General features: G+C 38.8%; 17 protein-coding genes and 1 pseudogene. 11 read left to right on the top strand and 7 right to left on the bottom strand.

The window, feature by feature from the left end; genetic code table 11:
• The first annotated feature begins 196 nt into the window (after nt 1-196).
• Nucleotides 197-1,786 carry a CheR family methyltransferase gene (locus NMK36_RS18525; protein ID WP_072719706.1) on the top strand — a complete coding sequence of 530 codons (1,590 nt, stop codon included), beginning with the start codon at nt 197-199 and terminating at the stop codon, nt 1,784-1,786.
• Nucleotides 1,787-1,902: 116 nt separating this feature from the next.
• On the opposite strand, the gene NMK36_RS18520 is transcribed toward NMK36_RS18525, so the two are convergent.
• On the bottom strand, nt 1,903-4,608 hold the full coding sequence (locus NMK36_RS18520) for a DUF3536 domain-containing protein (protein ID WP_254174365.1): 2,706 nt from the start codon (nt 4,606-4,608) through the stop codon (nt 1,903-1,905).
• A 666-nt stretch (nt 4,609-5,274) separates the two neighbouring features.
• Between NMK36_RS18520 and cax the strand changes: the two genes are divergently transcribed.
• From cax to NMK36_RS18500, 4 genes are all read left to right on the top strand, one after another.
• The gene (cax, locus tag NMK36_RS18515) at nt 5,275-6,390 is read left to right on the top strand and encodes a calcium/proton exchanger (RefSeq protein ID WP_072719705.1); all 1,116 of its coding nucleotides are present in this window, start codon (nt 5,275-5,277) and stop codon (nt 6,388-6,390) included.
• A 352-nt stretch (nt 6,391-6,742) separates the two neighbouring features.
• A complete protein-coding gene (locus NMK36_RS18510; protein WP_072719704.1) occupies nt 6,743-8,797 on the top strand; it encodes a serine/threonine-protein kinase in 2,055 nt (684 codons plus the stop codon).
• Nucleotides 8,798-9,083: 286 nt separating this feature from the next.
• Nucleotides 9,084-9,866, top strand: a complete 783-nt coding sequence (locus tag NMK36_RS18505) for an HAD hydrolase family protein (protein ID WP_072719703.1) — start codon at nt 9,084-9,086, stop codon at nt 9,864-9,866.
• A gap of 94 nt (nt 9,867-9,960) precedes the next feature.
• Nucleotides 9,961-11,607 carry a serine/threonine-protein kinase gene (locus tag NMK36_RS18500; RefSeq protein WP_254174364.1) on the top strand — a complete coding sequence of 549 codons (1,647 nt, stop codon included), beginning with the start codon at nt 9,961-9,963 and terminating at the stop codon, nt 11,605-11,607.
• A gap of 57 nt (nt 11,608-11,664) precedes the next feature.
• Here the strand turns inward: NMK36_RS18500 and NMK36_RS18495 are convergent, their stop codons facing one another.
• The gene (locus tag NMK36_RS18495) at nt 11,665-12,219 is read right to left on the bottom strand and encodes a hypothetical protein (protein ID WP_254174363.1); all 555 of its coding nucleotides are present in this window, start codon (nt 12,217-12,219) and stop codon (nt 11,665-11,667) included.
• Complete coding sequence (gene miaB, locus NMK36_RS18490; RefSeq protein WP_254174362.1) at nt 12,216-13,574, bottom strand: tRNA (N6-isopentenyl adenosine(37)-C2)-methylthiotransferase MiaB; 1,359 nt, start codon at nt 13,572-13,574, stop codon at nt 12,216-12,218. Before miaB ends, NMK36_RS18495 begins: the two co-directional genes overlap by 4 nt.
• 106 nt (nt 13,575-13,680) lie before the next feature.
• Between miaB and NMK36_RS18485 the strand changes: the two genes are divergently transcribed.
• The 3 genes from NMK36_RS18485 (at nt 13,681) to NMK36_RS18475 (ending at nt 14,694) form a co-directional block, all read left to right on the top strand.
• Nucleotides 13,681-13,848, top strand: coding sequence for a hypothetical protein (locus NMK36_RS18485; RefSeq protein WP_186440373.1), 168 nt, complete (start codon nt 13,681-13,683; stop codon nt 13,846-13,848).
• A gap of 109 nt (nt 13,849-13,957) precedes the next feature.
• Nucleotides 13,958-14,203 (top strand): UPF0175 family protein, encoded by a 246-nt coding sequence (locus NMK36_RS18480; RefSeq protein ID WP_072719700.1) that lies wholly within the window; start codon nt 13,958-13,960, stop codon nt 14,201-14,203.
• Nucleotides 14,200-14,694 (top strand): DUF3368 domain-containing protein, encoded by a 495-nt coding sequence (locus NMK36_RS18475; protein ID WP_254174360.1) that lies wholly within the window; start codon nt 14,200-14,202, stop codon nt 14,692-14,694. Before NMK36_RS18480 ends, NMK36_RS18475 begins: the two co-directional genes overlap by 4 nt.
• Before the next feature lie 134 nt (nt 14,695-14,828).
• Here the strand turns inward: NMK36_RS18475 and NMK36_RS18470 are convergent, their stop codons facing one another.
• Nucleotides 14,829-16,742 (bottom strand): S9 family peptidase, encoded by a 1,914-nt coding sequence (locus NMK36_RS18470; protein WP_254174358.1) that lies wholly within the window; start codon nt 16,740-16,742, stop codon nt 14,829-14,831.
• A 224-nt stretch (nt 16,743-16,966) separates the two neighbouring features.
• Between NMK36_RS18470 and NMK36_RS18465 the strand changes: the two genes are divergently transcribed.
• Nucleotides 16,967-19,678, top strand: coding sequence for a DNA methyltransferase (locus NMK36_RS18465; protein WP_254174356.1), 2,712 nt, complete (start codon nt 16,967-16,969; stop codon nt 19,676-19,678).
• Nucleotides 19,679-19,700: 22 nt separating this feature from the next.
• On the opposite strand, the gene NMK36_RS29145 is transcribed toward NMK36_RS18465, so the two are convergent.
• The gene (locus NMK36_RS29145) at nt 19,701-19,880 is read right to left on the bottom strand and encodes a hypothetical protein (protein ID WP_072719696.1); all 180 of its coding nucleotides are present in this window, start codon (nt 19,878-19,880) and stop codon (nt 19,701-19,703) included.
• Nucleotides 19,881-20,281: 401 nt separating this feature from the next.
• On the opposite strand from NMK36_RS29145, the gene NMK36_RS18455 reads away from it, so the two are divergent.
• Nucleotides 20,282-20,656 carry a DNA-methyltransferase gene (locus tag NMK36_RS18455; protein ID WP_139295068.1) on the top strand — a complete coding sequence of 125 codons (375 nt, stop codon included), beginning with the start codon at nt 20,282-20,284 and terminating at the stop codon, nt 20,654-20,656.
• 349 nt (nt 20,657-21,005) lie between these two features.
• Here the strand turns inward: NMK36_RS18455 and NMK36_RS18450 are convergent.
• Nucleotides 21,006-21,153: pseudogene (locus NMK36_RS18450) on the bottom strand (ScaI family restriction endonuclease); the annotation flags it as partial.
• A gap of 89 nt (nt 21,154-21,242) precedes the next feature.
• On the bottom strand, nt 21,243-22,565 hold the full coding sequence (locus NMK36_RS18445) for a D-alanyl-D-alanine carboxypeptidase (protein WP_072719694.1): 1,323 nt from the start codon (nt 22,563-22,565) through the stop codon (nt 21,243-21,245).
• Between the two features lie 387 nt (nt 22,566-22,952).
• Here NMK36_RS18445 and plsX point away from each other — a divergent pair, with 387 nt between their 5' ends.
• The gene (gene plsX, locus NMK36_RS18440) at nt 22,953-23,996 is read left to right on the top strand and encodes a phosphate acyltransferase PlsX (protein ID WP_254174354.1); all 1,044 of its coding nucleotides are present in this window, start codon (nt 22,953-22,955) and stop codon (nt 23,994-23,996) included.
• Nucleotides 23,997-24,146: the final 150 nt, after the last annotated feature.

Below are 24,146 nucleotides of genomic sequence, written 5' to 3'. Positions count from 1 at the left end.
GAAACCTGACACCCGATACCCATTAACCGTTAACCGTCAATAACCAAAATTCGGTAATTTTTAACGAGAAATCGTATAATTCATTTATTAGAGTGTATTTGTTCACCACAGCCTTTCATTGTGCCAAAAACCCTCGATCAGGATTTATTTTTCCGTTGGCTATCTTTCGATTTCCACTCACCGCCTGACATTGCTCATGGAACCAGCACTAATCGAACTTTTTATTCAGCTTATTGCGACGCAGACGGGATTATCCATTCGTGTACAAGACTATGCTGGATTGGCTCAAAAAATTAAGGCAAGAGTTAAAGCTTTAAAGTTACCGAATCCCCAAGCTTACTTTAATTTATTAAGTGCCGATACGGTAACGAGCCAACAGGAATGGAAACAATTAATTCCTTTAATTACAACGATTGAGAGTTATTTTTTTCGAGATCAAGGTCAAATTAATTTATTACGCGGGGTAATTTTACCAGATTTAATAGCGTCTCGACAAAAAACGAAAACCTTAACCTTCTGGAGTGCCGGTTGTTCGACCGGAGAAGAACCCTATACCCTTTCAATTTTACTGCAACAGTTACTCCCTGATTGGACTAACTGGACTATTAATATTCTGGGAACTGATGTTAATGAAGAAGCATTGCAGAAAGCCAGACAAGGCTTGTATACGTCTTGGTCTTTTCGCATGGTTGACCCAGAAATTAGAAATCAATATTTTTCGCGACAAGGACAAGATTGGAAAATCAATTCAAAAACTCAGTGTTCTGTACAATTTTTTAAGTTAAATTTAGTTAAAGACCTCTATTGCTATCCTAATTATACTGCAATTCAAGACGTTGATTTAATTGTTTGCCGGAATGTTTTTGTTTATTTTGAGAAGAATTATATTAATCAAGTCGTTTCTAAATTTCATCACGTTTTGAAACCAGGAGGTTATTTAATAACAGGTCATGCAGAATTAAATCATCAAGATTGTATTGAATTATTTCAATCTAAAATTTACCCTGAATCGATGGTTTATCAAAAAATGATTGGTTTAATAGAAGAATCTGTGTTGAGTCAAAAAACAGGATTGACTCATCATAATCAGGGTGAACATTTATTATCTTCATCGGTGCAACATCAAGATTCACATCTGAAAATCCAGCAAGCGAGATCCTTGGGTCATCTATCCGAAACAGTGAAGTTACCTAAACGAACCTTAGAAGAGGCAAAACAATATTTCCAAAATAAACAGTATAAAACTGCTATTCAAAAAGCTGAACAATTTCTTCAAAGTAGTAACCCTTATTTGAAAAGTTGGGAACTCGGAAACAAAAACCCAGAAGGAGGTATTAAAGGGCAAGAAGATAGAATAGGAAGTCGAAATCTGAAACCGGAAACTCAATTTGAGGCTTATTATTTATTAGCACAAGCATCCGCTAATTTAGGTCAATATGAACAAGCCATATTCTACTGTAAAAAAGCACTGGAAATAGACTCTTTATCAATTTTTCCCTATTATTTACTTCTGCGTATTGCTCAAGAGCAGGAAGATTTAGCCGGAGCAAAATTATTGTCTAAACGAATTATTTATTTACTTCCTTCATCGGTTCCTGCTTATTTAGAACTGGCATCTATTTATGAGCAAGAAGCAGATTACACAAGAGCCGTTAAAATGTATAGTACCGCTTTAGCTCTGCTCAAATCCTTACCTCCTAGTATGGGAATTGAACATTTGGAAGGGGTAACGGCTCAAGATTTAATTGCATTTTTAGAAAAGAAACGTTTAGTTGTTGACTGTTAACAGTTAACTCCCCAAATTTTAGGGACAGGTTCTGTAATGATATTCAAGTTTCAGTAATATTAATTATAGAACCCGCCCATCTTAGAAACAATCGCGCCTATATAAACCGTTAACGGTTAGCCCAAAAGGTTCAACCATTCTTGAACGTCTAAGCCTAGGGTTTGACCTAATTGTAACAGGCGACGAATTTGATGGAGTTGGCTTGTATGACCTTCGGATACAATTTGAACCGCAACCCTTGTGTCTGAATTGTTATTTTCTGCAAAATCAACGTAGATTTCCTGATGATTTCGTTGTAAATAACCCAAACATAATGGAATAATATGGGTTTTCAGATATTGGAAATAAAATTCCTGAGCTTGATTTAAAGAAACGCCTAAATTCAAGTTATAATTGAGTTGAATTAACCGTTGTAAATTCTGTAAATCTTCGGCAATTGTCCCTAGATCATGATCTTGTAACCGTCGCCAGAGAAACTGAATAATTAATCGTTCAAAACTCTCTTTAACCTCTGGATGTTGTAGCCGACATCGTAATAATTGAGCTTCCTTGGCGATCGCTTCTAATTCTCCCAAATGATTAATACTTAATCGTCCTTCACTGCTTTCTGATTCTAAAGCACGAACACTGCTTAAAAATCGATTCCCTAATGCCACTTCTGTTGCGACTTGTAACTCAGGAGGAACCGCTAATTCATCGCGATGAAACGCCATCATAATTCCATAATTATCTCGATAAACCTGAGTATACAATTGATCCAAACGAGTTAACGTTTCATGACACAATAACCCCATAATTCGCTGCCGTTCTTCTGCAAATAAATCTCGTAAACTAAAGGAATCATCGCCAAAGCTCTGTACTAATCGCAACATTAAATGAGCGGCACTCGCTTCCTGTAATGCCTCAAATAATAGCCGTTTTAATTCAAAATAGGATCGTCGTCCGCTAAAAGGTTGAATACAGCAATGGAAATCCCAACCGCCTAAATGAAAAACAGCAAACACAAAATGGGTTTGTTCTCGTGTAATTTCAGACACTAATAAAACTTCACCGACTGCTAGGTTCAAAGACCCCATGCGCTGCATTTGATAGTCTAATTGTTGAGCCTTATAACAATACAGCCGTTGTTCCCTTTGGTAAGTCGTAAACAACGAAGTAATGGCATAATGGGCAGCGACTTGTTTTAAACTAACTCGCGCCGTTGTGACTAATTGACGATAAACTTCATCCCCTGTTTTAAATAATTCAACGTTACTCGGTGCTAACGCCAAATTAAAGATAAATTCAGTTTCTAATTCTACCCCTGCGACTTCTGCTGCCAATTCAATGGCACGACTGGCATAGCATAAAACTTGGACACCTTCGGGTCGAGATAATTCTTCAAAAAACCAGCCACAACTGGTAAACATTAACAGACAATGACGCTGCATTTCTAACAGTCGTAAAGCGTCTACCTGTTCTGAATGAGTCAGATCATGGGTTTGATGTTGGGCAAAAAAAGCATTAATATTGGCATCAGAACGATTCCGAATCACCTGGATATAATGATCTCTAGCGACCCAAGGATCATGGAAGAATTGACAACCATATTGATCATAAATTTCAATTAAGCGATCGCGTAATCCATTTAACGTATCCCGCAGGGGACGACGCCATTGTTGATGCCATCCGCCTCCAGAAGCACAACCGCAGTCATCCTGCCATCGGTCTACCCCATGACTACAACTCCAAGCGGTCACAGGTTTGAGTTGCACTTCCCAAGTGGGGGGATACAAACTTAAATAATGGGCAAAATTCGTTACTGTCCAGCCATTCTGGGGAAATTCTGTTACAAAAGCATAAGCTAAACATTTTTCCGTTCCCCCCCGATGATGGCCAAAAGTTTCACCATCGGTGGCTACAGAAATTAATTGCGTTGGACGATGATCTCCCCGGACGGCTTGGCGGATGCGTCCCGATAGGTGATGGGAACTATTTAAAACATCATTAAACCCCATATCACGCGAAATGGGGCCATCATAGAAGAAAATATCCAGATAACGAGATTCGTCTTTAGCTCCGGTTTTGTCTTGCAGATAACAGCGATAGGGACGGGTGGTATCAATTTGACTTCCCCCCACTTCCTGCCATTCTGGTTCGGGACAATTCGATGTGGCAAAGGGCCGACAGCGTTCCGCTTGGGAGGGGGCTAAAATGGTAAAGCGAATGCCTTCATTGACTAATACTTCTAGGGTAGCGTAGTCTATCGCTGTTTCTGCTAACCACAGTCCTTCGGGATCACGGCCAAAACGAGAGCGAAAATCTGCTTTTGCCCAACGAATTTGGGTATATTTATCCCGTTCATTCGCTAAGGGCATAATAATATGGTTATAAACCTGAGCGATCGCATTTCCATGTCCATTTAAGCGTTGACAACTTTTGCGATCCGCTTCCAGAATTTTCTGATAAACCTCCATATCATAGCGTTCTAACCAACTCATCAAGGTAGGGCCGATATTAAAGCTTAAATATTCATAATTATTGACAATTCCCACCACTTCTCCGCGATCATTGAGGATACGAGCAAAGGCATTTGGACGATAACATTCATGATGAATTCGTTCATTCCAGTTATGATAGGGGGCTGCGGTAGATTGACGTTCAACTACATTGAGATAGGGATTTTCACGGGGAGGTTGATAAAAATGTCCGTGAATTGTGACATACACTCCCGTCGCTGTGGATGGGGAATCAAATTCAGGAGGTTGGGTGAATTCTGACCCAGCAAAATTCAGGTCAGTATCAGCAATTCCAAAAACCTGAAAATTAGATGTAGAAACCATGCAACTGTAATCCTATAAGATACAAACAATTCAAGAAGTCCCAAAAAAGCTTTAACTTTTAGTAGATTTAAGAGGAATCAGCATTGATAATCCGCCTCAAAATTTGTTGTCTATTCTAATAAAGACAGGGCAATGCTATCAGAACAGAATAAACCGAAGTCTTCAGCTTTTTTAATCGGTTTAAGGAATGATCAAAGTCTTTTCATCGGTGTTAATTCCGTACAATTTGAAGAGATAGTTCTGAAATTTTAGGATAAAATTTTTGACTGCTGTGATTGTATGATAATTAAAATTTCAAGGTCTGGCAAGTTAAGTTAAAAAAGTTAATATTTGTTTATATCGCTTTGCAGTACACCGGAGTATTGTTATTCTTTCTATGACTGATTGAGCTTAATTTTAAACCCTCCCTAGGAAATAGGTTTTTCAGGGATAAATTAAGAGTCAGATCACAGCAAAGAACAGATTATCCTGTAAATCTATGAATTGAACGGATGAAGAGTTGATGGCGGTTGTTCCATCCTCCTAATGTTTGCAAATCCTGACTTTTCTCCTACATTAGGGTATGAATCCTGTTAACAAGGGCTGGTGGTAATCTCGAAAACGGCTTACTCTAAATTCTCAACTGCCAAATTCCAGTCTTGTATTCCCATATTGGTTCTAAATTCCATGTTAAATACCAAAACCTTACTGTCAACACTCTTAATTTTTGTTCCCATTTCCATCGCGGCGCACTTTTTCGAGTGGGGATCAACAATTGTATTTATTACCTCAGCCTTGGCGATTATTCCCTTAGCGGGTTGGATGGGAACCGCGACCGAAGAAATCGCCGTTGTCCTTGGCCCTAATTTAGGGGGGTTGTTAAACGCGACCTTTGGTAATGCCACTGAATTAATTATTGGAATTGTAGCCCTAAACGCTGGATTAGTGGATGTGGTGAAATCCAGTTTAGTGGGATCAATTATGGGAAACCTGCTGTTAGTCATGGGATTATCCATGTTTTTAGGAGGTTTGCGCTTCAAAGAGCAGCAATTCCAGCCCGTGATTGCCCGTTTAAATGCCTCCGCCATGAATTTAGCCGTGATTGCCATTTTAGTGCCAACGGCTGTGGATGTGACCTCTATCGGCATCCAGGAACCCACCATGCAAACCCTCTCGGCGGCGGTTGCAATTGTTTTGATTACGGTTTATATCCTCACCTTGCTGTTTTCCATGAAAACCCACTCCTATTTATATGATGTGGGAGTGGCTGAAAACGATGCGGATGGACAAATCACCCCAGAAGAAGCCGGACATGAAGCGGAAAAGGTTAATTTAAAGCTGTGGATTGGTGTTTTGCTGCTCGCGACGCTGACAGTCGCCTTCGAGTCGGAATTATTAGTCGGTACCTTGGAAGAAGCAACTAATAATTTGGGACTTACCGCACTCTTTACCGGGGTGATTTTAGTTCCCATTATTGGAAATGCAGCCGAACACGCCACGGCCGTTACCGTTGCCATGAAAGATAAAATGGATTTATCCGTCTCCGTTGCCTTGGGGTCTAGTTTACAAATTGCTTTATTTGTCGCCCCAGTCTTAGTATTAGCTGGATGGATATTAGGCAAACCAATGGATTTGAATTTTAATCCCTTTGAATTAATCGCCGTTGCGGTCTCTGTGTTAATTGCCAACTCCGTCAGTTCTGATGGTCGTTCTGATTGGCTGGAGGGGGTTTTACTCTTAGCTGCTTATACGGTACTGGGGATTGCGTTTTACTTCCATCCGATTATTGAAGGAATTGGTTGATTTAATACTAAACCACTACCTGTGTAGGGGATGGATCACTGAATACTTCGTTTCCCTGTTATAGTGGAATTAGTCTAAGGACATTCATACAGAAGACAGGAAACGGGATATAGAAGGAAAAAAGGGTAGAGGATTAAGGGAGCAGGAAGGATATCAGGACAAGGACATGACGAAGGGAGTCAGGAGACAAGGGGAACGGGGGAAATTAATTCCATCTGAAACCCAAGTCCTGAAACCCAAAACCCAATATCCGAAACCTCACACCCCATACCCCATACCCCATAACCTTCTGCCTCCTGACTTCTGACTTCTGGCTCCTGACTCTGCAACCTAGATCTGGGTTCTCGCTTCTGTGAGTTATTGCCTTAATCCTAAGTGCCCAAATCCAACTGATTCAGCAAACGAGAATCGGCGCATTTGTTGTCAATGCGGTTCAGAGCTTTTGCTGGAGGGGCGATATCGTGTCATCAAACAACTTGGCGGTGGCGGTTTTGGCAAAACATTTGAAATTGATGATCAAGGAAAATGTAAAGTTCTGAAGGTTTTATTAAAAAACCATCCCAAAGCAGTCACTTTGTTTAAGCAAGAAGCAAAGGTTTTGAGCAATCTTAACCATCCGGGTATCCCTAAAGTTGATCCTGATGGATACTTCACTTATACCCCCAAAGGGAGCGAAGAAACCCTCCATTGTTTGGTCATGGAAAAAATTGAGGGTTTAAATTTACAGGATTGGATGAAGGAACGGAAAAAGGAGCCCATCAGCCAAGAACAGGCGATGGAATGGTTAAAACAACTAGCCGAAATTTTAGATCAAGTTCATAATTTGCAATACTTCCATCGGGATATTAAGCCTCAAAATATTATGAGGAAACCCAATGGCCAGTTAGTTTTAATTGATTTTGGAACCGCACGAGAAGTTTCAGGAACCTATTTAGCCAAGGTAGAACAGGGGCAAAATGTGACGGGTATTGTTTCCCCTGGATATACGCCCCCAGAACAAATGAATGGGAAAGCCGTCCCTCAATCTGATTTTTTTGCCCTAGGGCGAACTTTTATTTATTTATTAACCGGAAAACCACCCACTGCTTATCCCGAAAATCCTCGAACTGGGAAGTTATTGTGGCGTAAAGGAGCTCCTAATATTTCGGATCAATTGGCGGCACTGATTGATTATTTAATGGCGACTTTTCCCGGTAATCGCCCCCAAAATCCACAGATGATTTTGCAATGTTTGGCAGAGGTTGATCTGAATCAATCTGCAAATAATAAGAATAATACGTCTGAATCTAAAGATACTGCTGGCTCTAAACGTCAACGCTCTAAACGCGAGCAGATAAATGCCACCCAAAGTACAGGTTTTAATTTTTCCGCCCCTAAAATTACACTCCCTAAAATTCCAATTAAATATTTCTGGGTTTTCGGAACCTCTTTACTAATATTGGGGGGAATTTATACTCAAATTGATGGCTATGTACGCTATGGATTCATTCCAGCTAATCCTATTTTAATTTTAAAAAGTTTACCAAGTAGTATTTTTTTAGAGGACTACAAACGAGCCGTTGGTCAGGTTTATGCGGTTGTGATTAGTCCTAATAATCAAACCTTAGCGGTGGGAAGTTTTGGAGCGATTAGAATTTGGGATTTAAAAACAGATGCCCCACCCCGTACAATTGCAGCCCATTCCAGTTGGGTGAAAGCCTTAGCCATTAGTCCAGACGGTAAAGTTTTAGCCAGTGGTAGTAATGATAAAACCATTCGTCTGTGGGATTTGAAGGACGGAAATCGAATGCGAACCATTGAAGGGCATACTGAAGCGGTCAATGCGATTGCCTTTAGTCCCAATGGTCAGATTTTAGCGAGTGGTAGCGATGATCGAACCATTCGCCTCTGGGGTTCAGAAACTGGATCTCGGCTATTAACAATTACAGGTCATGAAGGGGCAATTAATACCTTAGCTTTTAGTCCTGATGGTCAAACTTTAGTCAGTGGCGGAACAGACCGCTTGATTCGATTTTGGAATCTACAAACCGGGACTCGCAAACGCAGCATATCCGGTCATGAAGGAACTATTACTGCCCTAGTTTATAGTCCCGATGGTAAAACTTTAATTAGTGCCAGTGATGATGGCACAATTCGGTTATGGAATCCCAATACTGGGGAACAAAAAGCAGTCTGGAAAGCGAATAATAATCCTGTGAAATCTTTAGCAATCACCAAGGATGGTAAAACCCTTCTCAGTGGCGGTGATAATGTGGTGGTTTGGGATCTCAAAACTGGGAAAAAACTGGCAACATTATGGGGTCATTCTAAACCCATTAATGCCTTGGCTGTGAGTTCCAATGGTCAAATCGTAGTCAGTGGTAGTGAAGATAAAACGATTAAAATTTGGCAAATGCCTTTGAAATAGGGAAGATTCAGGTGATCACAAATTCTTCTAATGGTTCAGAGCTAATTAGAAATTGATCATCAGCCCAAGCTGTTAATCATTTATCCACCTTAACCTATTCTCAGGTGCTAATTGTAATCTGATTTTAAATATTAAATTAAACCCGTATGGTTGAGAAATAATCTTGTGATAGTTTTTTAACAAGCTTGTGATAAATATCACCGCTAAATTGGCAACTTTTAAGGAAAGCTCAGTTGATGTAAAAACCCAGTAAAATAACTTAAGTAATCATACGGAGGTTCGGTTCATGTCTCTAATACCATTGACGGAAGCGATACAAACAAATGCACTTCAGCATATTCGTTTGATCGCAACGGATATCGATGGAACCCTAACAAAACAGGGAAAATTGACAACGGATTTATTACAAGCTTTATCTCAATTAAAGCAAGCTAAAATCCCCATCATTTTAATTACAGGACGTTCTGCGGGATGGGTTCAAGCCTTAAAATATTATCTTCCGGTGACAGGTGCGATCGCCGAAAATGGCGGATTATTTTATCCTTTTGAATTTGATCAGCCTCAATTTTTAATTTCCTTAAATTCCCTCTCCCAACATCGTCAAAACTTAGCCCAAGTTTTTCAAATTCTCCAAGTCCAATGTCCCCATCTACACGCTTCCGCCGATAATCCCTTTCGGTTTACAGACTGGACTTTTGATATTCAAAATATTAGTTTATCCGAAATTCAACTGTTAACAGAACTTTGTGAAGAATTAGGATGGGGATTTACCTATAGCACCGTTCAAGGTCATATTAAACCCAAAACCCAAGATAAAGCTACAGGATTATTAAAAGTAATTCAGCAATATTGGTCAGAATTAACCCCTGAACAAATTCTCACCATTGGCGATAGTCCCAATGATCAAACTTTATTTAATTCTGAGTTATTTCCTGAATCCGTTGGAGTTGCTAATCTTTTAGACTATACTGATCAATTAACCCATAAACCCCGTTATATAACCGCAGGTTTAGAAGTGGAAGGGTTTTGTGAAATTGTTAATATTTTTCATTCTTTCTTAGTGCCTTAGTGCCTTTGTGGTTCCTTCAAAAATCTACAACTAATTTTATGATCAGTTGTGCTATTATCGGCTCAACAATACTTTCTTCCCCCCCTTCCCTGCGATGAGTTACTGTGTGACCGTAGGATGTTCTCACCCAGAAAATCCCAACTTAGCCGAATATTGTCAAGGTTGTGGTCAATTCCTATTACTTCAAAACCGTTATCTCGCTATAAAGCCTTTAAGCCGAGGCGGTTTTGGTAGAACTTTTTTAGCAATTGATCAACAAATTCCTTCCCATCCCTATTGTGTGATTAAACAATTTTTGTTTCAATATGAAAACCCCAAAGATTATGAAACCGCCGCGAAATTATTTCGTCAAGAAGCAGTGCGTTTAGATCAATTGGGAAAACACCCTCAAATTCCTCAACTTTTAGCTCATTTTGAACAAAATCAACAATTGTTTATTGTACAAGAATATATTGAGGGAAAAACTTTATTTGATGAATTAAAAGAAAGCGGATTATTTCAAGAAAAAAAAATCTGGCAAGTTTTAAAACAAATTCTTCCCGTTTTACAATTTATTCATGAACACAATATTATTCATCGAGATATTAAACCTGCTAATTTGATGCGGCGGTGTTCTCTCTCTCCTGCTTATGAAAAATCCTTCGATCCTGATGAAGATTTAACCCAAAGTCCTCCAACTCTGAAAATGGGAGAACAAGAACAGGCTCAAATTAGTATAAAACTAAAACAGCAGATTTCAAATATTATATATGAGAATAATTTTCAAAATAAAGTTAACCCAAATATAGAAACAGGTGATATTGTTTTAATTGATTTTGGCGTAGCAAAAGTGTTAACGGGAACTGCTTTACTCCAGAGTGGAACGATTATTGGAACGCCAGAATTTATGGCTCCTGAACAAACCAGAGGAAATGTTTATCCCGCGAGTGATTTGTATAGTTTAGGGGTTACTTGTTTATATTTAATCACAGGAATTTCCCCAGGGAATTTATATGATGAGCATGAGGAAAAATGGAATTGGCGCAATTATTTAACACCTAAACAAATCATTAGCGATCGCTTAGAAATTGTATTAAATCGATTAACTTCACCAGCCATTAATCAGCGTTATAAATCGGCTGAAGAAGCCTTAAAATCGATTGAATCTTTTGAAAGTTCTGTAAATCTTGCAGTTAAACCTGTTATTCCTCTTAAAAAGACATCTCAAAAGGTTCCCCAGACTCCTCCTAAAACGCCTAATTTATTAGAGCGAATTAAAGAAAATTTTGGCTATCAGCCATTAAATGATCCTTTAAAATCCGCCGTTGGTGTTGATTATACTAAACTACAAACTCTCTTAGCTCAAAAACGGTGGAAACAAGCGGATCAAGAAACCTGGCTTGTCTTGTGTGCAGCACTCAAAAAATCGAAAAAAGCTTACATACACGCTAAGGATTTAGAAAACTTACCCTGTGAAGATTTAAAAACGATTAATCATCTGTGGGTAAAATATAGTAATGGACGGTTTGGGTTTAGTATTCAAAATCAAATTTATCAACAAACTGAAAGAGATTATGGAGAATTTTGTCAGCAAGTGGGATGGTTAACTTATAATCCCCATGATCCTGATTATGGTATTGAATATAAAACCTCTGCTCCTATCGGACATTTACCCACCCGCAATTGGATTATTGCTACCGGAAAATGGTGGCAACATTTAGAAATATTAGCAGAAAAAATAGAAAGTTGTAAAATTAGATAAAAACCCGGTTTCTCAAAAACCCGGTTTCTTGAAGAAACCGGGTTTTTGTTGTATACTTTATTCAGGAGAAATCGGTTGTACAAAGCGTTGATTTGCTCGAACAAAACAGTGAGAAGGTGCGCCTGTTTCATTGGTTTTTTCAACATAAATCCAAGGTTGTTGTTTCGTATCGTAAACCACACCAAACCCTGCTGGGCCTAAATTAATTTCAAAATCCTGTCCGGGTTTTAGTTGTCCAACTACAGGCCAATTTTCAATATTTAATTCGGTTTTATTGCTGGGATTTTCTAATTTTTCATAAGGGGTATTTCCTAACATTCGACAATCAATTCCTTGAGCATTGGGGTTGGTGGCTTCCCAGGAGGAATGAGGCGATCGCTGATAATCTCCATTCGCCTGCGGTTGGGGTAATTGTACAGGATTTTTCTCGGTTTCCCCAGAATTTAAGGGAACTTCTGGTAATTCCCAATAATAATCTACCGTCGCCTCTGCTTCAGGAGTTGGGGAATTAGGAGCGAGTTGACAGGCGATGGCTCTCACTCCCATTCCCGTTACAACTAACCCCAAACCCAAGGATAAAATCGTCGTTCTCAAATTATTTTTAGCGGTCATACGGGTATACACAACTCAACAGGCTCCCCAGTGAGACTAAAGGGTCTTACCTGGGTTATTTTCACTTTCACCTGTTGACCTTTTAATTCCGCTAAATTTCCAGAGAAAAACGTTAAACGATTTCCCCGTGTTCGTCCCATGACTTGAGATGGATCTTTAGAATTTGTTCCCTCAACTAACACTTCTTCAATTCTGTTAAAATAACGTTGTGAACGTTCAGCTGCCTTAACAGAAACTAAGCGATTTAATCGTTGTAAACGATCAGCTTTCACCTCCTCACTCAGTTGATTTTCCCACAACGCCGCCGGAGTCCCAGGACGAGGAGAATAAGCGGCAGTATTTAACAAATCAAAGCCAATATCATCTACTAATTTTAGTGTATTTTCAAATTGTTCCTCAGTTTCCCCTGGAAATCCCACAATGGCATCTGCACTAATAGAAGCATCCGGCATATACTCCCGAATCGTATTAATAATTCGGCGATATTTTTCATGGGTATAACCTCGTGCCATTGCTTTCAAAATCTGATTATCTCCCGACTGAAACGGGATGTGAAAATGTTCACAAACTTTCGGTAATTCCGCACAAGCTCGAATCAATCTTTCGGTAAAATAACGAGGGTGACTGGTGGCAAAGCGAATCCGTTCAATACCGGGTACATCATGAATAAAATACAATAAATCCGTAAAGTTATAGAGATGCCGACCTTCAGGAGTTGAACCCGGCAAATCACGACCGTAGGCATCAATATTTTGCCCTAATAATGTTATTTCTTTATAACCCAAACGACCTAATTCTTCCATTTCAGCGCGAATTGCTTCCGGTGTGCGTGACTGTTCAATACCGCGCACATTAGGAACCACACAATAGGTACAGCGTTCATTACAACCATAAATTACATTAACCCACGCCGTAACATCACTATCTCGACGAGGTTTTGTAATATCTTCGATGATTTCTATGGGTTCTGTGGCAACAATTTGATGACCATCAAACACCTGTTCTAATAAGTCTTGTAAACGGTTGGCGTGTTGTGGCCCCATAACTAAATCAATTTCAGGAACCCGACGCAGCAAGGTTTCCCCTTCCTGTTGGGCAACACATCCCGCGACAATAATCGTTAAATCCGGCTCTTCCTGTTTGCGTTTTGCCTGTCTTCCTAAATAGGAATAAACCTTTTGTTCGGCATTATCTCGAATCGTACAAGTATTATAAAGAATCACATTGGCATCATTGGGATCTTCGGTAAAATCAAATCCCATCTCTTCTAAAACACCTGCCATGCGTTCCGAGTCGGCTTTATTCATCTGACAGCCGAAAGTTGTAATATGGTAACGTCGAGAATTTGTAGTCATCGAATTTCAGAAGTATCCTATTTCTGTAGAAAGGTTCATTCAGCTTTTCTACATCGTTTATTATAATTCATTTTGTCTAGGTTTGTGACATTGACAGTTCAGAACGATGAAACCCAAACACATTGTATATACTTTAGCCCTTGTTTCAATTATCGGCTCGTTTTTGTTAACAACTCAAAATCCAGCGTTAGAATTATCGTTTTTAATGGGATTTTTATTAGCAATTTTAACCAAAGGAATTAGAAAACGGCGTTCTGTTTCTAAAGAAATTTAAAAATTATTCATAAAACTGAAAATGATGCGGAATTTGGAAAAAACATCACCAATTCAATATCATCGCTTATACTAAAATTATATTATCGATCATTTTAGGTACAACCCTGATGAGTGTTCTGATTCCTGATGATATCCTCCGAGCCACAAAGATGACTGAGGATGAATTGAAGTTAGAAATTGCTATTTTGCTATATCAGCAAGAAAAAATTAGTAGTGGTAAAGCTCGGACTTGGACTAAGCTAACTGTGATTGAGTTTCAACATGAACTTGCTAAAAGAGGTTTGTGTATCAACTATGATGTAGAGGATTTTGAAGCCGATATAAAAACATTGCAATCCATGGGGTTATTGTGATTGTTGTTAGTGATACTTCACCTATTACCAATTTAGCAGCAATTGGGCAATTAGAACTGCTAGAAAAACTTTATACTCGTGTACTCATTCCCACAGCCGTTTATAATGAAATGGTAGGAGTTGAATCTCTAGTTCCTGGTGCTGTAGAAGTTCAAACATTACCTTGGATTGTCACTCAATCTGTCATCAATTATGAGCGAGTAACAGAAATATTAGAAAGCCAAGAAAATATTGATTTAGGTGAAGCTGAAGCGATTGTACTGACTTTAGAATTAAGTGCAGACCTTCTGTTAATGGATGAACGTCGAGGTAGATTGTTAGCAGCAGAATATAGGTTAAAAGTAACAGGTTTACTAGGAGTATTACTACAAGCTAAACGGAATGGTTTTGTCTTAAATCTTAAACCACTTCTTGACCAACTCATTAACCAAGCTGACTTTCGAGTTAGTCAAGAGTTATACACAACTATTTTGCAAGCAGCAGGTGAATAAATTACTCATAAAAAAATTTCTGTTCATCAACTATTATAACAATCCCTATCGGATCTGTAAAAAATATTAGGATTTGGTCTCAAACCCCCCATAAGAATAGGATAATAAGACCAGAACCCTAAAGTTAAATGGATTTATTTTGCAGGTTGGAAATTGAAGACTTTGGCATAAAAACCAAATTCACCATCAATGGCGCGTTTAATATTTTCGGCTTTTCTGAAACCGTGTTGTTCTCCTTCAAACAAAACGTATTCTACAGTAACACCTTTTGCTTTTAAAGCTGCTACCATCATTTCGGCTTGGTTAGGAGGAACAATTTTATCCTCTGACCCTTGAAAAAATATCACCGGACAAGATAATTGATCGACATAATGAATGGGAGAACGCTGTTGATAAATAGCCTTTTCTTCAGGATAATCCCCAATTAATTTATCCAAATAACGGGATTCAAATTTATGGGTATCCGTTGCTAAAGCTTCTAAATCACTAACTCCATAATAACTCGCTCCCGCCTTAAATACATCCTTAAATGTTAAAGCACATAAAGTGGTATAACCGCCTGCACTTCCCCCCGCAATTGCCATGCGATTTCCATCCACTAAACCCTGTTCTGCGAGATATTTTGCCCCATTACAACAATCATCAACATCCACAATTCCCCAACTTTTATTTAACCGTTGACGATACTCTCGTCCGTAACCTGTACTTCCCCCATAATTAACATCTAAAACCGCAAATCCCCGACTTGTCCAATATTGATTTTTTAAGCTTAAACTACTCGAAGTAGCTGCCGTTGGCCCCCCATGACTCTTAACAACTAAAGGTGGTTTTTCTGATTCTGAAGCTTGATAATCTTTGTTTTGAGGCGGATAGAAAAATCCATAAGCCGTTTTCCCATTTTCTGTAGGAAATTCTATCGGTTGAGGTACAGATAAATAGCCTTTATCGAGGACAATTTGACTAGAACGTCTTAATACTTCCAGTTCTCCCGTCTCTAAATTGAGTTTGACAATAGCACTGCTTTCTGTGGGAGAACTGCCAATAAATAATACTTGATTTCCTGAAACGGTTAAGCCATCAATTGCTGTGTAAGGTGTCTCAATATCCTGTAATTGCAGAGTTTTAGTATCTAAACTTGCTAGATAGGAATTTCCATTTTTACTGTAGGTACAAATAATCTTTTCAGCAGAACTAAACCCATAGGTTGACATTCCAAATACCCAAAGGGGTAAACCAAATTCTGCCGCTATTGGATGTAAGGGTTCTATTGTTCCAGTATAGCGATATAAGTTCCACCAATTCGAGCGATCGCTAACAAAATATAATATCCCATCTGGCGACCATTGGGGTTGAAAAATAGATTCTTCTAAACCTCCCGCAATTAAGATTTTTTCTCCTAACAACCCCTCGGAATTAACATCAGCAACCCATAATTCTGTACCATCCCAAGGCATATTCGGATGATTCCATGAAATCCAAGATAATTTGTTACCATTGGGACTTAAACGGGGAAAGGCATAAAAATCATTACCCTCGACTAAAACCCGAATATCCTCACTATTATTCAGATTAATACTAACAATTGTATTAACAGGTTCTCCCCCTTGCGTATGATCTTCTCGAACACAAATTAACCGTTGATTTTGGGTATCAATTACCCCATCTGCATAACGATAGTCTCCTTCTGGGGTCAGGGGTTCTGGAGTAACTTCATAAGGTATATTTTTCCCTTGAATTTTCTGTTGATAAAGACGTTGATCCACGAAATTTGAAAAATAAACATTTCCTTGATCAACGGTATAAGAACCCCCACCATATTCATGAACACGAGTTCTAGCATTAAAGGATTGAGGTGTGACATCATTTAATTGATTATCAGGTGTCAGACGCACAATCACACTTCGTCCCGCTTCTGATGGCCGTCCTTCTATCCAATAAATATTATCGCCATCCCACGTTAAACCACCGAGTCCTACAGTTCCTTCTACAATTAAATCTGTGGTAATGGGAGATTTCCAAGATCCATAAGGTGCAGTTTTCTTACTCATATTTTTCTCATCTCATTTTTGACAATATCAAAAATTTTAACACTTGTAGAGCTTAGGAATCAGATTTTCTCACCCTTCCACCATCACGCACCATAAATTAATGATTAACCTCTACCATTTTAGTATTTAAGAAGTTTAACACTAGAAAAACTTGGACAAAGCTCTTTTATAAGCTATTATGATTTTTATCTACTCGAAATGCTTTTCTATTAGGATCAGAAGTTATGGCAGCGACCCGTGAGAGTATTTATGAATTTATTAATTTTTGTGAACAACATATTACTGAAGGTAGAGAAAGGCAAGATTCACCTGAGTTTTTAATCAAGTTTTTTCAAGCCTTTGGACATAAAGGACTCAAAGAAGTTAATGCACAATTTGATCTCCCTATACCTAAAAGTAGCCAAAAAGGAAATATGGGTTTTGCTGATTTATGGTGGCAGCGTGATCGCTTGGGTTCTGTATTAATTGAGATGAAGTCTCGTAAGGAGAAAAAACTGAATAAACATTATGGTCAAGCTTGGAGATATTGTCAATGTTTACCTGTGTTTCCTAAGTATGTAATACTCTGCAATTTTGATGAATTCTGGATTTATGATTTTAGCATTCAAATTGATACCCCCGTAGATATTATTACTCTCCAAGAGCTTCCTGAACGGTTAGACGCTTTTAAATTCATGGAATTTACGCCTGAAATTCCAAAATTTAGAAACAACCAAGTTCAAGTTACAGCATTAGCGGCTCGGAGGATGGGAGAATTATTTCAAGAACTCAAAAATCGCTCTAAAAAAGCAGGTTTTAGTGAACAAACAGCACAACAATTTATTCTTCAGTGTGTCGTTGCTATGTTTGCTCAAAGTAGAAATTTATTACCCCCTAATCGTTTTATGGAGTGCATTGATGAGTGCATGAATGGACAAAGTACATACGAAGTTTTATCGGATGGTTTATTTAGACACATGAACCTTCCAGGGGTAGTAACTGTGGGTCGTCGTTATAAAGAAGTACAATATTTTAACGGGGGATTATTCTCGGTTGTCCATGAAATTGATCTAACGCGAAAGGAATTAGAATATTTAAAAGCTGCGGCTGAACAAGACTGGAGTAAAGTTAGACCTGCAATTTTTGGTAACATATTTGAAGGCACAGTTAATGAAGAGGAACGCCACAAGTATGGTATCCATTTTACGTCTGAAAATGATATTATGAAAATTGTTTATCCCACAATTACAGAATATTGGGAAGAGAGAATTGAAGCAACAACTACGATTGAAGAATTAACTTTACTGCATGATGAAATGGCAAATTATCGGGTACTTGATCCCGCTTGTGGGTCGGGTAATTTTCTTTATATTGCTTATCAGGAACTCAAACAAACCGAACAATTATTATTAGATAAACTAGCAGAATTTCAGAAGTCTTCTCCTATTGTAGCAGGAAAAGTGAGTCCTAAGCAATTTTATGGAATTGATAATAATCCTTTTGCCGTTGAATTAGCTAAGGTAACATTACTCATCGCCCGAAAAATAGCAATTGACAAATTAGGGTTGACTGAATCCGCATTACCTTTAGATACTTTAGATGAAAATATTACTTGTAAAGATGCACTTTTAAATGAGTGGTATCCAGCCGATGCAATTATTGGTAATCCCCCATTTTTAGGCGGTAAACATATCAGAACTCAACTCGGTGATCAATATATTGATCAAGTCTTTAAACGATTTTCAGATGTAAAAGATTCAGTTGATTTTTGTGCGTATTGGTTTCGTTTGGCACAGGATCATCTTAATGAAAATGGAAGAGCCGGGTTAGTAGCGACTAACTCAATTAGTCAAGGAAAAAGTAGAATCGCTGCATTAGATTACATTACTCAAAATGGGGGTTATATCTATAATGCAATTTCAACTCAACCTTGGTCTGGAGAAGCTGCGGTTCACGTCAGTCTTGTTAACTGGAGTAAGCAAAAACCCCAACAATATTATTTAGATAATCAAGAAGTTTTATCTATTAATTCTTCTCTAAATTGTAATACCGATGTTTCTCAAGCTGTTCGCTTATCAGCTAATCTAAATCAATGTTTTCAGGGTATCATTCCTGTGGGGATGGGATTTATTGTCACTGAAAATCAGGTTAAAGAATGGATAAAAGCGGATTCAAAAAATCAAGAAGTTCTTAAACTTTTTTCAATGGGTGCAAATCTAGCTAAAAATCCTCATGGATTACCGGATAGGTGGATTATTGATTTTAATGATATGACTTTTGAAGAGGCTAGTTATTATCAGCTACCTTTTGAACATATTCAAAATACTGTCAAACCAGAGCGAGATAAAAACCGCAGAGAGGTGACTAAAGTTAATTGGTGGAAATTTGGAGAAAAAAGACCTGCAATGAGAAAAGCACTGGCAAATTTATCGTATTATTTTGCTGTTCCAGAAGTATCAAAATGGGCTATTTTTATTCCTTGTAATTCTGACTGGCTATCAGGAAATAAAACTAAAGTTGTTGTTTCAGAAGATTTTTATATTTTGGGTATACTTTTATCTAAAGTTCATCGGATATGGATGCACGCCCAAAAATCTACATTAAAAGCGGATATTGCTTACACTCACAATACTTGTTTTGAAACCTTCCCTTTTCCTCAAAAACCTAATACCAATTTAGTTAAACAGATTCGAGATACTGCTATAGAATTGCATCATTATCGGACTAAACAAATGGATAAAAATAATTGGGGAATTACTAAACTTTATAACGAATATTTTGATCAGCCCTCTACTCAGCTTTATCAACTTCATGCAAAGCTTGACAGTCTGGTGATAGAAACCTATGAATTCAAACTTTATGATAATATTTTAGAACGCCTATTAACTTTAAATTTTGAACTAGCAGAAAAAGAAAAGCAGGGTGAATCAATTATAGGGCCTTGGGTATCGAATTAAACTTAAATCGGTCTAATTTAGGTTAACTCGCAGTCAACTGTTGAACAAAATCTTGATGCTCAACGGTGGCAATTCCCTGTTGTAAAATCGCTAAAACTTGAGCTAAATTACCCGCTAATAAGGCTTGTTCATCTAACCATAAACCCGGAAATACTTCGCTTTTTATAATGCCTTCTGAATCTGCTAGCTGCCATATAAACAATTCCTTCGATCAATTCTGCTTTTTTTATATCCGACATCGTGGCATAACGACGTTCAAATTCGATTCGAGTTAATTGATCGCCGTTTTCTAAGGGTAGAGTTGTTAAAGGGGAGATCATGTTATTAGAGCTTAACGTTCATCATATAAATAAGTTTAGCATATTTAAAAAAAATTATTATTGCTTTTACTAAAAAAATAATTATTTTGGTATAATTATATTGATTCAATCTTTTCTATATCCTAAAAGCGAAAAATGAATTTAACTGAAGCAATAGGAATTTTGGGTGAACCTTATTTTAAAACTAATAACTGCTTGATTTATAATTTAGATTGCTTAGAAGCCTTAAAACAAATTCCTGCTGATAGCGTCAAATTAACGATATCAAAATAAAAATGGTAAAATTAAAGTTAATCCATTAGGTAAAAACCCGACAGATGTTTGGTCATTTCCTAAAGTTACATCCGGTAAAAATCGTGCTTCTAAAGAACGAACTTCCCATCCGGCACAATTTCCCATTGCTGTTATTGATCGTATTATTAAAGCCTCTTCTAATACCGGAGATTTAATTCTAGATCCTTTTTTGGGTTCTGGAACAACTGCGATCGCAGCTTTAAGTTTAAATCGTCCGGTGATTGGTTTTGAAACTAAACCCGAATATTGTGAAATTGCGACTCAAAGAATACAAAATTATTTAGAAGGAATAAATTTAATACAAACTTCATTGTTGCCTCTGATTTATAATGAATCTATAAATCTGGTAACGGATATTTGTTAGATTAACTCTATTCTAAATTTTCCAGCTTTTGTTTAAATTCCAACAATTTTTGATTGTTCCCTTGATAGTTTTTCAACTCTCGAACTGTTTTAATGCCTTCTGCTTCAAATATTTTAGCTGTCTTTTTACCAACGCCTTTAAGCAGTGTGACAGGAGTATTTAACCGATATTCTCCAACAATAGGAATTAACTTATAGGTGTAAGTCTCTTCACTTAAACCTGCGGCTTGACCTGTTTGTGATAATTGTGCTTTCCAATCTGAATGATCAATCCAACCAAAATGGAGTAAAATTGATTCGGAATATAAACCAGATCTTTTTCTTCTTTACTAATACCACCCCTCCATACTTGAGGTTCTCTCATTTGTAGTTCTTTAGCAAATAACTTTTCAAAGCAATTTCTCTAATCATTTCTAAATGAAGCGGATGATCAGCAATTAACTCTTGTGTTTTAGTTGTCCATTCTTCGATACTTAAACCCTGATAAGGTGAAGTCATTAAATTTATTACTCCTTATGCAAACATTAAAAAGTTGAGGTGTTTAGATCAAACACCTGATATCTGATGTTAAAAATTCTCATAATATTTTAGGAAGAAGGTGCAACGGTTTGGACTAAAATTTGATTACGATTTGAATCACCAATACCCGGATGATGACTATCAATATGAGGTTGAATTAATTCAGGTAAAGTATTAGGAGAACCCCATTGACTTACCAATTGTTGTAATAATAAATCCTGATCGGCTCTTAACCCATCTAAATCCGTTCCGCGATTAATAATAGCAAACCAAACTAAACCGCGATCACGGGTGGGTAAAACCCCTGCTAACGCACTAACATCAGATAAGGTTCCGGTTTTGACCGGAGTAGAAATGGGAATTTTTCGGTCTTCTAATGTGCCTTGGGTGTCTATGCCTGAAATCGGAAATAAATCAGCAACCGTAAGATTTGTATCTTGTAAATATCGGGCTAAAGCCATAAACATTCCCACCACAGCCCTGGGAGAAATCTGATTTTCAGGTTCTAATCCCGAACCATTAATTAATCGAATTTCATCGATAGGAACTCCTGCTGCTTGTGCAGCTAATTGCCGAACCGTAGCAGCCCCGCCAACATTAGCTGCTAAAATTTCAGCCATCAAATTATTACTATAAATATTCATTTGTTTAATAATTTCTGCTAAAGCTAAAGACTGATGACGGATAATTAATGTTGAATTAGCTCCCCCCAATTGAGAAACGACCGTTCCCGCAATTAAAACTTGCGGTTTAGCGGTTCCCGGTGTCATGCGAGAATGTTGGTAAATAATTTCTTCATTCCAAGATGCTGAATTTAAGGCTTGTTTTAATAATTGACCCGCTTTCATGGGATCAACTTCATAATTCATATAAAAACTACCTGAAATGATTAAATTGCCAGCGACCCCGCGAATTCCCATTTGATTTAAAGTATTTCCTAATGCGATCGCTTCTTCCCAAATAAAAAACGGATCGCCATTCCCGGTAATGACTAAATCCCCCTGTACCACACCGCCAACAATCGGCCCTGTGACCCCTATTAACGTCTCAAACCGATGTTCAGGACTCCAGACCTGGAGGGATGCCAAAGAAGTCGCAATCTTCGTCAGAGAAGCTGCGGGTAGGGGTGTTGTCCCCGAATTCTTAGCTAAGGGAACCCAACTTGACTGCACCCAAACGCCCTGTATATCCTTGGAAAGTCCCTTAGCTGATAACCGATTCAAATATTGCTGCACCACCGCTTCCGCAACCGGATCAGGCTGTTGGGGAAACACCACCTGCGATAACTCCGTTTCCAAATCCTCCAACACAGAGGCATTCAGTCCTTCCTGATTCACCCCTGCCATTTCCAACCAAACACTCACTAATCCCGAACTAATAATATCAATCATATTTAATCGCTAAAAAACATAAAACCAACCCAATACTAAAGAATAAAGGAAAAACTCTTCCCCTACTTCCCCTACTTCCCCTACTTCCTCTACTTCCCCTACTTCCCCTACTTCCCCTACTTCCCCATCTCCCCATCTCCCCCCGTCCCCTTGTCTCCTTGTCCCCCCGTCCCCTTGTCCCCCCGTCCCCTTGTCCCCCCGTCCCCCCGTCCCCTTGTCCCCCCGTCCCCTTATCCCCCCGTCCCCTTATCCCCCCGTCCCCCCGTCCCCCCGTCCCCTTATCCCCCCGTCCCCTTATCCCCCCGTCCCCCTTCCCCCCATCTCCCCCCCTCTTTTAGACTTGGCAATCTTCCGGTAAAATTTTGAAGGTTTCTCTAACGTTGGTCAATGGGTTCAACTCGCGCACGAATTGCAATTGACGCTATGGGCGGAGATCATGCTCCGGCCGAAATTGTTGCAGGGGCAATCATGGCCCAGGAAAAATGGGACGTGGACGTCTTTTTGGTTGGTGATCCCGATCAAATTGAATCCGCCCTCAAACACCACTCTAGCAATTTGCCCCTGCCCCAAATTATTCCTGCTGAGGGAACGATCGAAATGCACGAAGAACCCTTGGGAGCATTGAAACGCAAACCCAAGGCTTCAATTAACGTGGCAATGAATTTAGTTAAGCAAAAAAAAGCGGATGCTGTCGTCTCGGCGGGTCATTCCGGTGCAGCAATGGCTTCGGCTTTGTTGCGTTTAGGACGTCTTCCCGGTATTGATCGCCCTGCTATCGGTGCTGTTTTGCCCACCATGAAGCCTGACTCTCCGGTTTTGGTGTTGGATGTCGGTGCGAATGTCGATTGTCGCCCCAAATTTTTAGAACAGTTTGCCGTAATGGGAACGATTTACAGTCGTTATGTCCTGGGAACGTCCCAACCCCAAGTGGGGTTACTGAATATTGGTGAAGAAGCCTGTAAAGGTAATGATCTGGCAATTCGCACCTATCAACTCCTAGAAAATCATCCTGAGATTGCCTTTGGTGGAAATGCTGAAGGGCGAGATGTTCTATCGGGAAAATTTGATGTCATTGTCTGCGATGGCTTTGTCGGGAATGTACTGTTGAAATTTGCTGAAGGGGTGGGAGAAGCAGTTTTACAAATGCTGAAGGAGGAATTAACCTCTGGATTACAAGCTAAATTAGGAACAAGTTTGCTCAAACCCAGTTTAATGCGGTTTAAACAACGGGTGGATCATGTTGAACATGGCGGTGCTTTACTCTTAGGGGTGGCGGGGGTTTGCATTATTAGTCACGGTTCCTCGAAAGGAGCAACAATTGCTAATGCGGTTCGTTTGGCAAAAGATGCCATCGATAACCAAGTGCTAGAACGCATTCAATCCCAATATCAACACCACCTTGAACCAGATGAAAAAGCCATCAGTGGTTAATTCCCACTGGAAGACTGAAGACTAAAGTAAAAAGTAAAACGGCAAAATGTTCTTGTTTTTAACGTTTACCTTTTACCTTTTTTCTCATCACTGCTCGCCATCTTCAAGCTCTTGATACAGAACAGAGGTTCAGTCAATAACCCACCGCTA

Source organism: Planktothrix pseudagardhii, from assembly GCF_904830925.1.
In the GTDB taxonomy this organism is placed as follows: Bacteria; Cyanobacteriota; Cyanobacteriia; order Cyanobacteriales; family Microcoleaceae; genus Planktothrix; species Planktothrix tepida.
The sequence above is the reverse complement of the archived record's forward strand: the minus strand, read 5'-3'. Positions and strand labels throughout refer to the sequence as shown.